This is a genomic window from Janthinobacterium rivuli (assembly GCF_029690045.1).
In the GTDB taxonomy this organism is placed as follows: domain Bacteria; phylum Pseudomonadota; class Gammaproteobacteria; order Burkholderiales; family Burkholderiaceae_D; genus Janthinobacterium; species Janthinobacterium rivuli.
The window spans coordinates 155,725-166,665 of sequence record NZ_CP121464.1 but is presented as its reverse complement, the minus strand read 5'-3'; the positions used below and the strand labels follow the sequence as shown (position 1 = coordinate 166,665).

Genomic DNA, 10,941 nt, shown 5'->3' with positions numbered 1-10,941 from the left:
AAGATGCGTGAGATGAAAAAACAGGGCAAGGGGGCAGCACCCGCGGCACCCGCGACCGCCTTGACGATGCTGTGCCTGGCCATGCTGGCGCTGCCCGGCATGGCGCGCGCGCAGGACGCGGTGCCGGCAGCCGCTCCCGTGGCCGCGCCGGAACGGCAGGTGACGATCGAGGAATACCTGGTGCGCGGCAATACCGTGCTCGATGCGCGCGCCATCGAAGAGGCGGTCACGCCCTTCCTGGGACCGGGCCGCACCCTGAAGGACGTGGAAGGGGCGCGCGACGCCCTCGTTGCGGCATATCAAGCCCGCGGCTACCAGTCCGTCTACGTGGACTTGCCGGAGCAGCAGGTGGAGCAGGGCGTGGTGGTGCTGCAGGTGAGCGAAACGAAGGTGGGACGCTTGCGCGTGGTCGGTGCGCAATACAACTCGCCGCTCGACGTGCGCCAGCAAGTGCCGGCCCTGACGGAGGGCAAAGTGCCCGACTTTACCCAGGCGCAGGTGGAACTGACGGCCCTGAACCGCGGTCCCAAGCGCCAGGTGATGCCCTTGGTCAAGCAGGGCAGCCTGCCCGGTACCATGGACGTGGACTTGAAAGTCGAGGACAGCAGCCCGTGGCGCGCCAGTGTCGGCTTGAACAATGATTACAGCGCCGATACCAAGAAACTGCGCAGCAGCGTCTCGGTCGGCCACGACAATCTGTGGCAGATGGGGCATAGCGCCACCATCAGCTTTTTCGGCACGCCGGGCGACCTGAACCAGACCAAGGTGTGGTCCGCCTCGTACGTGGCGCCCATCGGCACGCAGGGCTGGAGTCTGGAAGCGACGGGCTACCAGTCGAACAGCAACGTGGCCAGCACGGGCGGCACCAGCGTGCTGGGCAAGGGCCACGCGCTGGGCATGAAAGTCAACTACACGGTGCCCAACAGCGGCATCTGGTGGCACAGCTTTAGCGCCGGCATCGATTTCAAGGATAACCAGGAAGCGCTGCAGCTGAATGGCGCCGGCTCGAGCATCCCCTTGAAATATGTGCCGCTCAGCGTGGCCTACAACGGTTTTGCGCAGACGGACGCGGCGACGTATGGCCTGGGCCTGTCGCTGGTGGCCGGTACGCGCGCCGCGTTCGGCTATGGCAGCAACAGCGCAGCCTACGATAACAAGCGCTACAAGGCTACACCCAGCTTCCTCGTCCTGAAGGGCGACGCCAACGCCACCACTACCCTGGGCAGCGGCGCACAGCTGCATGGGCGCATGTCGGGCCAGCTGGCCGATGCGGCGCTCGTGTCGGGCGAACAGATGGCCGCCGGCGGCGCCAATTCCGTGCGCGGCTACCTGTCGGCCGAAGCGACGGGCGACTACGGCGTATCGGGCACGGTCGAATGGCGCACGCCCCAGCTGACGTATTTCAGCCGCCTGGAAAACTGGCGTTTGTTTGCCTTTGCCGATGGCGCGCGCCTGCGCCTGCGCGATCCGATGGTGGAACAGAAAGACCTGTTCGGCCTGGCCTCGGTGGGCGTGGGCAGCAGCTTCCAGTTCCTGCGCTACCTGAATGGCCGCATCGATTTTGCTTACCCGCTGCGCGATGGCCCGCGCACGCACAAACACGTGCGCCGCATCAATTTCAACCTGTCGGCCAGCTACTGACGGGCCAGCTCACCAGCACTGCACTTTTTTAGACTTTTCTTCGGAGAATCACTGTCATGCAACGTTTTCTTTTTTTGCTCACGATCCTGGGCACGCTCGTTCCCGGCCTGGCGCATGCCTGGTGGCAGCCCGACTGGGCTTACCGCAAACCCGTCACCGTCGACGCGGGTCCGAAGGCGGGCGCCGTGGGCGGCGATCCCGGCCGCATTCCCGTGCTGCTGCGTTTGCATTCGGGTAACTTCAACTTCGAAGGCGTCAGCGACAACGGCGCCGACCTGCGCTTCGTGGCGGGCGACGATAAAACGGTGCTGAACCACCAGATCGAACAGTTCAACCCGCTCTTGGGCATCGCCCTGATCTGGGTCGATGTGCCGGCCCTGACGGCGGGCACGCCGCAGCAGCTGTGGATGTACTACGGTAATCCGAAGGCGCCCGCTTCCGGCAATGGCCAGCGCACGTTCGACCCCGATTACAGCCTCGTGTACCACTTCACCGAGCCTGGCGTGCCTTCGCGCGACAGCACTGCCTACGGCAACCACGCCCAGACGGCCGTGCCGGCGCTCGACGGTTCCGTCATCGGCGCCGGCGCCCGCCTGGGTACCGCACCGCTGATGCTGCCTGCCTCGCCTTCGCTGGCGCTGGCCGCCGGCGCGCCGTTCACCTTTTCCGCCTGGGTGCGTCCCGACAACCTGGGCCCCCAGCAAGTGCTGTATGCGCGCCGCGATGGCGCCAGTGAATTGCTGATCGGTGTCGACCAGGGTGTGCCTTTCGTGCAGGTGAATGGCCAGCGCAGCAAGCCCGGCCAACCGATCCAGGCCGCGCAATGGTCGCACCTGGCTGTCAAGGCCGACAAGAACAACGTGGCCCTGTACGTGGGCGGCCGTCCAGCCGTCTCGCTGGCCACCGCGCTGCCAGCCTTCAGCACAGCCGCTTCGGTGGGCGCCGATGCGCCGCCGGTCGCTGCCGGTACTTCCACGCTGAACAACTTCACGGGCGCCATTGACGAGCTGCGCCTGTCGCGCACGGCCCGCGCCGACGCCCTGCTGCTGGCCGATGCCGTCTCGCAAGGTTCCGAATCGCGCCTGGCCGTGTTTGGCGCCGATGAACAGCAGGCGGGCAAAAGCCATTTCGGCTTCATCATCGCCGCCATGCCGCTCGACGCCTGGATTGTCGTCGGCGTGCTGGGCCTGATGATGGTCTTGTCGTGGATCATCATGATCGGCAAAGGCCGCAGCTATGGCGCCATCTCGCGCGCCAATGCGCAATTCATGCAGTCGTTCCACGAAGCGGCCGGCGCGCCGCTGGACCACCTGGCGCGCAACGGCAAGCTGAGCGCTTCCGTGAAGACGGATTCCTCGCTGTGGCGCCTGTATGACGTGGCCATCGACGAGATGCGCCGCCGCCACGACCGCGGCTACGACTTGAATGCCGTCTCGAACGCGACCATCGGCGCCATCCGCGCCGCCATGGATGGCGTGATGGTGCGCGAAAGCGAGCGCATGTCGAAACGCATGATCTGGCTGTCGACCACCATCGAAGGCGCGCCGTACGTCGGCCTGTTCGGCACCGTGATCGGCATCATGCTGGTGTTCGTCGTGGCGGCCATGGCCGGCGCCGTGGACATCAACTCGGTGGCGCCGGGCATGGCGGCAGCATTGCTGTGTACGGCTGCCGGCCTGGGCGTGGCGATTCCCGCGCTGTTCGGCTACAACTGGCTGTCCTCGCGTTCAGACGCCATCGTCGCCGATATGGCCGTCTTCGTCGACGAATTCGCCACGCGCTTGGCTGAAGAGCAGGGCGACGGACGCCAGATGCGTCCCGTGCTGCAACAGGCGTGAGGGGCGCATAACCATGGCCACCTCCGCCAAGTTTACCCCCCGCAAGCGTAGCGGCGGCATCAACATCACGCCCTTCGTCGACGTGCTGCTGGTGGTGCTGGTGATTTTTATTCTGACCAGCAACGCCAGCATTCCCGGCATCAAGGTCGACCTGCCCAAGGCCAGTTCGGCCATGGCGCTGGAAAAACCGAAGACCAAGGCCATCACCATCGACAACGCGGGCCAGGTCTTCCTCGACGCCTATCCCGTCACCTTGCCCGAGCTGGAAGAGCGCTTGCGCACGGAAAAGGCGCTGACGCCCGACTTCCCCGTGATCGTGCGTGGCGATGCTGCCGTGCAATACGCGAAAGTGGTCGAAGTGCTGGACTTGCTGCGCCGCATAGACCTGAACCAGGTGGGTCTGGTGACCGGCAAGCCGGCATGAGGAGCGCAAGGTGAAGCGTGACGACATGATGAAGATGGCCGCCCCGGAAGCGTCGGGCGCGGCGCAGTGGTGGCGCCGCTGGGGCGGCGTGGCCGGCGGCGTGCTGCTGGCCGGCGCGCTGGCCGCGCTGGTCTGGTATTTGCTGTCCGACACGGCCGCCACCAAGCGCGAAGTGGCGGCCCCGCCCATGCTGATGCTGCCCCCTCCGCCGCCACCGCCGCCGGAACCGGAAAAACTGCCGGAGCCGACGCCGGACAAGGTGGTGCCGGAAGTGTCGGAGCCGGAACCGACGCCGGCCGACAAACCCATGGATGACGCGCCGGAAAGCCCGTCGCCGGACAAGGGCGACCCCGTCACCATCGACGGCGCGGCGCAGGCTGGCAGCGACGCCTTCGGCATCCAGGCCGGACGCGGAGGCGGCATGACGGGCGGCGGCGGTGGCGGCGGCCTCGGCGCGGGATCGTATGGCCGCTATGTCGCCAACGCGCTGCAACTGGCCTTTGCCCGCGACCCGCGCACGCGCCAGCTGGCGTTTGCCGACATCCGCGTCGACCTGTGGCTCGATGCGGAAGGCCGGACGTTGAAGGTCCACCTTGTGCAAGGCACGGGCAATGCGCAGACGGATGAGCAAGTGCTGGCCATGGTGCGCGATTTCCGCGCCGATGAGCGGCCACCGGCGTCCCTGCGTTTCCCGGCCCGCGTTTCCATTAAAGGTCGGCGCCCGTAAGCGCATGAACCAATTCCTCATTTACCGAAAGAAGCGATGAATTCCTTATTTTCTCCCTCACAGCACCTGCGCCGCCTTCCGCTGGCGCTCGCTGCCCTGGCCCTGAGCGTGGCGGCAGGCGCGGTACAAGCGCAGACGGCACCTGCCGACATCACCATGGTCAAACTGATCCGCGGCCTGATCCAGAGCGGCGCCCTGAACAAGGATGCCGGCGAGGCGCTGCTGGCGCAGGCGCAGAGCGAAGCGCTGGCCGCAGCGCAAGCCCGTCCGGCCGCCGCGCCGGCCGCCCTGGCGCAGGTACAGCCGGGCGACGTGCGCGTGCCGTATATTTCGCAAACCGTGCGCGAGCAGATCCGCGACGAGATCAAGGGCCAGGTCATGGCCGAAGCAAAAGCGGGCGGCTGGGCGGCGCCGAATGAAACGCCAGCCTGGACCAAGCGCATCCGCCTGGAAGGCGACGTGCGCGCGCGCTACGAATCGCGCTACTACGACATGGCCAACAGCAATATCGAGATCGACTGGCGCTCGCTCAACAGCGGCAGCGGCTACGATGTCAATTCGAACACCAACCTGGCCCTGCCGGCGTTGCTCAACACGCGCGAAGACCGCAAGCATTTGCTGCGCGCGCGCGCCCGCCTGGGCATCCTGGCCGACATTTCCGACACCACGCAAGCAGGCATTCGCCTGGCCAGCGGCAATGACGACAGCCCCGTGTCCACCACGCAAACCCTCGGTGGCGGCCTGGGCAAGAAAAACATCTGGCTGGACCAGGCCTGGCTGTCGTACCAGCCCGCTTCTTGGCTGAAACTGACGGCGGGCCGCTTCGATAACCCGTTCGTGTCTGGCGACGAACTGTTCTCCAGCGAACTCAATTTCGACGGCATCGCCGCCAAGGTGCAGCAACCGCTCGGCGACAGCAAGGACGTTACCGTCTTCGGTACCCTGGGCCTGATTCCGCTCGAGTATTCGTCCGACAATGCGCCTAGCCGCAGCCAGGCAAAAATGTCCAGCGAAAACAAGTGGCTGCTCGGTGCGCAAGTGGGCGCCTCGTGGAAAATCAATAGCGACCATCAATTGCGCGGCGCCTTGGCCTACTACAACTTCCGCAACATCAGCGGCGAGTATTCGCAGCCGTGCGCGCTGTACGCGGGCGCCGATGGCTGCAACACGGACTGGTCGCGTCCATCGAGCATGCAAAAAGGCAATAGCTTGATGTTATTGCGCAATATCGCCCTGAACCCGCTGGACCCGGCCAATACGCCGCAGCCGCAATTCGTGGGCCTGGCCTCGAAATTCCGCCTGGCCAACCTGAATGCGCGCTGGGATAGCAAGGTGGCGGGCGGCACGGACTTGCGCATCGAAGGCGATTATGTGCGCAACATGGCGTATGACAAGAACGCCATGTGGGCGCGCGCCAAGGGCGGCATCATGAACAACTTCGGCGGCACGGGCGGCGTCTCGCAAGCCGATTTCAAGAGCGGCGGCAATGCCTACATGCTGCAGGCAACCCTGGGCAAGGCCAGCCCGGCCGCGCGCGGCGACTGGAACGTTTTACTGGGCTACAAGCGCATCGAACCGGACGCCTTGCCTGACGCCTACAACGATTCCACCTTCCACCTGGGCGGCACGAATGCGCGCGGCTACTACCTGGGCGGCGCGTATGCGCTCGACAAGAACACGTGGCTGAACGGCCGCTGGACGTCGAGCCGCGAAGTGTTCGGTTCGGCGCTGTCGATCGACACCTTGCAAATCGAATTGAACGCGCGTTTCTAAGGAGCCACGATGTTGATATCCAAGAAAATGCGCCTGCCTTTGCTGCTGCTGAGCTTGCTGGCCGCCGGCATGGCCCAGGCGCAGAAGGGGCAAAGCATGGAAGAGCGCTTGCGGGCCGAGTTGCGCAACGTGACGGCGCAACTGCAGCAGACGCGCGGCGAGCTGGAATTGCTCAAAGCCAAGGGCGTACCTGTCGCCAAGGCGGCGCCCGCTGCCGCCGCGCCCGCCAGCGACGGCTTGAAAAAGGAGCTGGCGCGCAGCCAGTCGCAGCTGGCGCAGGAGCGCGCGCAGCGGGAAAAACTGGCAGCCGAGCAACAGCGCGGCGCCGCCGCCGCGCAAGAGGCAACGGCCAGCCTGGCGCAGTACCGCCAGGCCAGCGAACGGCTGGCCGCCACGGGCAAGCAGCTGGAAGCGGAGCGTGCGCGCCTCGACGGCGAAGTGACGTCCCAGCGGGGCGCCCTGGCGCGCTGCGAAAGCAAGAATGCCCAGCTGTATGCGGCCGGGCAGGACATTCTGCAAGCGTATGAAGGGCTCGACGTGCTGGACGTGATGAAGGCGCGCCAGCCGTTCGCCGCGCAAAGCCGGGTAAAACTCGAGCAAATCGCGCAGCAGTACGGCGATCAGCTGTACCAGGGCCGCTTTAATGCGCGTCAAACAGAAACACCGGCCGCGTCCACGCCGGCCCCCCAATAATTTTTTTTGAAATGAATGGAATGACGATGGAAAATACCAACAATTTGCTGAGCACCCTGAACGCGGAACAAACGGCCGACGCCATCAAGGCGGCCGGCTGCGCCGTGACCAGCATCGAACACGACGGCGTCGTGCGTCTGCACAGCGCCAGCCATGGCATCGGCTTCCAAGTGCTGTGGGGCAATGAAGCAGCGCCTGGCCAGTACGCGGATCTGACCCTGAGCTGCCCGCTGCGCGTGCAGGGCGGCGACTTGCCGGCCGGCTTGCTGGCCGAATGGCACCGCAGCAAGCGTTTTGCCCGCGTGGCCCAGCATGGCGATTTCGTCGTGCTGGAAATGGATGTGCTGGTCGCCGGTGGCGTCAGCCGCGAGTACCTGAATATCAATCTGCAACTGTGGACGCAGATGATGGGCCAGTTCTTCTTGTTTTTGCGCAACTTTACGCCAGCCGATACGAGCACCGCACCGGTAGTCGAAGCCGCCAGCGTGGCGGAAGAAGAAACTGTGCCTGCCTGATAAGCGGGCCAATGGCGGTGAAAAAAGGCCCATGACGGGCCATTTTTGCCGTCTGCGGGTCCCAAGTGTCGCATTAAATACTTATTTTTTAGGCATCGCGCATTAAAACTGCTCAAAGAGCGTGTGTGAATCAAGCCAGCAACGGCCGTATGGCGGATAATATTGCCTGTTGCCGATTTGGATACGACCTTTACACAAATATGCGCCCCATGGATTTTACCCGCGACGAAACCAGTGAAACCCCAGTTGCCCCGGCCAGCGCGCCGGGAGCGCCTTTGCCGTATGCCGTCGCCACCTGGCTGCAGCGGGTGGAGGCTGCCGCCCATCCGAAAGCCGTGCTGACGATTGCCGAGCCGGACCCCAAACTCAACGCGCATCGATTGATCTACGTGCTGGCGCCCACCAGCGGTGGCCGCCATGTGGCCCTGTGCCTGTACAAGGCGCGGCTGCGCCCGAATGGCGACGTGGCGGCGGCGTCCCCCATCAGCGAAATCTTTTCGCTGCTGTCGGCGCCCCCCACATTCCTGACACCGGCCGACGAAGACCTCGTGCGTTTCTTCGTGGCCATGCGCAGCGGACAGAATTCGCAGACGGGCAGCGCCACGGAGCCGAAGGGCAAGGTGGGCGCGGCCCTGCTGAAAATGCTGGCCGAGCAAGATAAACTGTTGTGGGCCAATTCCTGGGCCGACGTCGGCAATGGCCTCGTGTACCCGTTGAAGGAAGGTCCCGTGCGTCCCGCCCGCCTGTTCTGGCGCGACGAAGGCAAGACCATGCGCCTGGGCTGGCAAGTGGACCCGCCGGAAGGCGCGAAGCACCATGGCGCCGACCAGATCGACTACATGCTGCCCACCGATCCGCCGTGGTACATCGACAATCTGTCGTGCGGCGTGCTGGAACTGAACCAGGGCGGCTCCGATATTTCCCTGGCCGATTTGCAGGCGCTGGTGGCGCAGGCGCCGCCGCTCAATGCGAACGACAAGGTGCGCGTGTCGCAACTGCTGCTGGCGCAGGGGTTGCAGCATTTGATGCCGCTGCCGCAGCCGTTGCCGCAGCGCTTGCGCAAGGACGTGCCGGCGCAACCGGTCTTGCTGCTCGATAGCGCCATGCTGGCCGATGGCAGCGCGCAGCGCTGGAGCGACTTCGCCGTGCTGTCCTACGACTACGATGGCGAGCGCGTCGCGTTCGACCCGTCGCAGCGCGTGGTGCGGCAAGTGGGCGAGGTGACGGAAATCATCCAGAGAAACACGGTCGACGAAGCGCGCGCGCTGGCCACCCTGGCCGAGCTGCAGTTCAAGAAGCCGGGTTCGGCTCCCTTGAGCGGCTTGAAGGGCGCCTTGCAACTGCCGTCCCAGGCGGAATGGCTGCGTTTTGCCGAATCCGGCATCGACGCCTTGCTGGAGCAGGGCTGGATCGTGGAAAAAACGGCCAAGTACCGCTACGACGTGAGCGACGTGGGCGACTGGTACGCGGACATCGACGACCAGGACCCGGACAGCGGCAACGCCTGGTTCGAGCTGGAACTGGGCATCGTCGTCAATCACGAAAGAGTGCCGCTGCTGCCCGTGCTGGTGCAGCTGATCCGCAACGCGCCCAACGATTTCAACCCGAAAGTCATCGACGCGCATGCCGACGATGACCAGATGCTGGCGACCTTGCCGGACGGCACGCGCGTGGCCCTGCCGTGGGGCCGTGTGCGCCCCATCCTGAACACGCTGGGGGAACTGTATTTCAGCGACAAGATCAAACATGCGGTGCGCATGTCGACCCTGGACGCGGCGCGCCTGGAAGAGCTGGCGCGCGGCCTGGAGCTGCAGTGGACGGGCGGCGAGCAGTTGCGCGCCATGGGCCGCAAGCTGAGCCAGTTCGGCTCCGTGCAAAAAGTGGCGGCCCCAGCCGGCTTGCAGGCCACCTTGCGCGATTACCAGGCCGACGGCCTGGCGTGGATGCAATTCCTGCGCGACCATGACCTGGCGGGCATCCTGGCCGATGACATGGGCCTTGGTAAAACCGTGCAAACGCTGGCGCATATCCTGGTGGAAAAGGAAGCGGGCCGTTTGACGCATCCGGCCCTGGTGATTGCACCAACAAGTTTGATGGGCAACTGGCAGGACGAGGCGGCAAAATTTGCGCCCAGCCTGAAGGTGTTGCTGTTGCAAGGCAAGGACCGCGCCCAGCAATTCGACCAGATCGACCAATGCGACCTGGTGCTAACCACCTACGCCCTGTTGCCGCGCGATGAAGAAACCTTGCGCGAGCACGATTTCCACCTGGTTATCCTCGACGAATCGCATTACATCAAGAATACGCGCAGCAAGGCGGCGCAAAGCGCGGGCCTGCTGCGCGCGCGCCACCGCCTGTGTTTGTCCGGCACGCCGCTGGAAAACCACCTGGGCGAGCTCTGGTCGCAATTCCACTTCCTGCTGCCGGGCTTGCTGGGCGACGAGAAGACCTTCAACACTCAGTTCCGCCATCCGATCGAGCGCCAGGACGATCCGCTGCGCCGCATGCTGCTGAATCGCCGCATCAAGCCCTTCCTGCTGCGCCGCACGAAAGACAATGTGGCCAAAGAGCTGCCGCCGAAGACGGAAATGGTGCGCAAGGTGGAATTGACGGGGCCGCAGCGCGACCTGTATGAAACCGTGCGTCTTGCGATGGATCAAAAAGTACGCGAAGAAATCGACAAGAAGGGCGTGGCGCGCAGCCAGATCGTCATCCTTGAAGCGTTGCTGAAACTGCGGCAAGTGTGTTGCGACCCCCGCCTGGTGAAATCCTTGCCGGCGAAGAAGCAGTCGGCCGGTTCGGCCAAGCTGCTCGACCTGATGCAGATGGTGGAAGACTTGCTCGACGAAGGGCGCAAAATCCTCGTCTTCTCGCAATTTACCAGCATGCTGGAATTGATCGAGGAAGAACTCGAGTCGCGCGACATTCCCTACGCCTTGCTGACGGGCGAAACGAAAGACCGGGGCGCGCAAGTGGCGGCCTTCCAGCAGGGCGCCGTGCCGATTTTCCTGATCAGCCTGAAAGCGGGCGGCGTGGGCCTGAACCTGACGGCGGCCGACACGGTCATCCACTACGACCCGTGGTGGAATCCGGCGGCGGAAAACCAGGCCACGGACCGCGCCTGGCGCATCGGCCAGGACAAGCCCGTGTTCGTCTACAAATTGATTGCCAAGGGCACGCTGGAAGAAAAAATCCAGCTGCTGCAGCAAAAGAAATCGGAACTGGCGCAATCGATCCTGGCCGAAGGCGAGTCGCAAAAGATGGCCCTCACGCAGGAAGACTTGCAGCAGATTTTCGCCCCGCTGGAAGATTAACGCCGCCGCACGCTTA

Annotated in this window: 8 protein-coding genes; all 8 read left to right on the top strand. The window is 64.5% G+C overall.

The window, feature by feature from the left end:
* Window positions 1-3 precede the first annotated feature (3 nt).
* The 8 genes from P9875_RS00710 (at window position 4) to P9875_RS00675 (ending at window position 10,925) form a co-directional block, all read left to right on the top strand.
* Window positions 4-1,641, top strand: a complete 1,638-nt coding sequence (locus P9875_RS00710) for a ShlB/FhaC/HecB family hemolysin secretion/activation protein (RefSeq protein ID WP_278317331.1) — start codon at window positions 4-6, stop codon at window positions 1,639-1,641.
* A 56-nt stretch (window positions 1,642-1,697) separates the two neighbouring features.
* Window positions 1,698-3,479, top strand: a complete 1,782-nt coding sequence (locus P9875_RS00705; RefSeq protein WP_225243882.1) for a DUF2341 domain-containing protein — start codon at window positions 1,698-1,700, stop codon at window positions 3,477-3,479.
* A 13-nt stretch (window positions 3,480-3,492) separates the two neighbouring features.
* Complete coding sequence (locus tag P9875_RS00700; protein WP_034753784.1) at window positions 3,493-3,903, top strand: ExbD/TolR family protein; 411 nt, start codon at window positions 3,493-3,495, stop codon at window positions 3,901-3,903.
* Window positions 3,904-3,913: 10 nt separating this feature from the next.
* Complete coding sequence (locus tag P9875_RS00695; protein ID WP_235211767.1) at window positions 3,914-4,630, top strand: hypothetical protein; 717 nt, start codon at window positions 3,914-3,916, stop codon at window positions 4,628-4,630.
* 36 nt (window positions 4,631-4,666) lie between these two features.
* Window positions 4,667-6,403, top strand: a complete 1,737-nt coding sequence (locus P9875_RS00690; protein WP_278317330.1) for a putative porin — start codon at window positions 4,667-4,669, stop codon at window positions 6,401-6,403.
* 9 nt (window positions 6,404-6,412) lie between these two features.
* Window positions 6,413-7,096: a hypothetical protein gene (locus P9875_RS00685; RefSeq protein WP_278317329.1), complete on the top strand. Its 684-nt coding sequence runs from the start codon at window positions 6,413-6,415 to the stop codon at window positions 7,094-7,096.
* A 26-nt stretch (window positions 7,097-7,122) separates the two neighbouring features.
* Window positions 7,123-7,611, top strand: a complete 489-nt coding sequence (locus P9875_RS00680; RefSeq protein WP_225243878.1) for a YbjN domain-containing protein — start codon at window positions 7,123-7,125, stop codon at window positions 7,609-7,611.
* A 209-nt stretch (window positions 7,612-7,820) separates the two neighbouring features.
* Complete coding sequence (locus P9875_RS00675; protein WP_278317328.1) at window positions 7,821-10,925, top strand: DEAD/DEAH box helicase; 3,105 nt, start codon at window positions 7,821-7,823, stop codon at window positions 10,923-10,925.
* Window positions 10,926-10,941 lie beyond the last annotated feature (16 nt).

Bases quoted from the DNA above. Each gene is read 5' to 3' on its own strand.
- P9875_RS00700 (WP_034753784.1), top strand. From the start codon at position 3,493: ATGGCCACCTCCGCCAAGTTTACCCCCCGCAAGCGTAGCGGCGGCATC.
- P9875_RS00690 (WP_278317330.1), top strand. From the start codon at position 4,667: ATGAATTCCTTATTTTCTCCCTCACAGCACCTGCGCCGCCTTCCGCTG.
- P9875_RS00710 (WP_278317331.1), top strand. From the start codon at position 4: ATGCGTGAGATGAAAAAACAGGGCAAGGGGGCAGCACCCGCGGCACCC.
- P9875_RS00685 (WP_278317329.1), top strand. From the start codon at position 6,413: ATGTTGATATCCAAGAAAATGCGCCTGCCTTTGCTGCTGCTGAGCTTG.
- P9875_RS00675 (WP_278317328.1), top strand. From the start codon at position 7,821: ATGGATTTTACCCGCGACGAAACCAGTGAAACCCCAGTTGCCCCGGCC.
- P9875_RS00680 (WP_225243878.1), top strand. From the start codon at position 7,123: ATGGAAAATACCAACAATTTGCTGAGCACCCTGAACGCGGAACAAACG.
- P9875_RS00705 (WP_225243882.1), top strand. From the start codon at position 1,698: ATGCAACGTTTTCTTTTTTTGCTCACGATCCTGGGCACGCTCGTTCCC.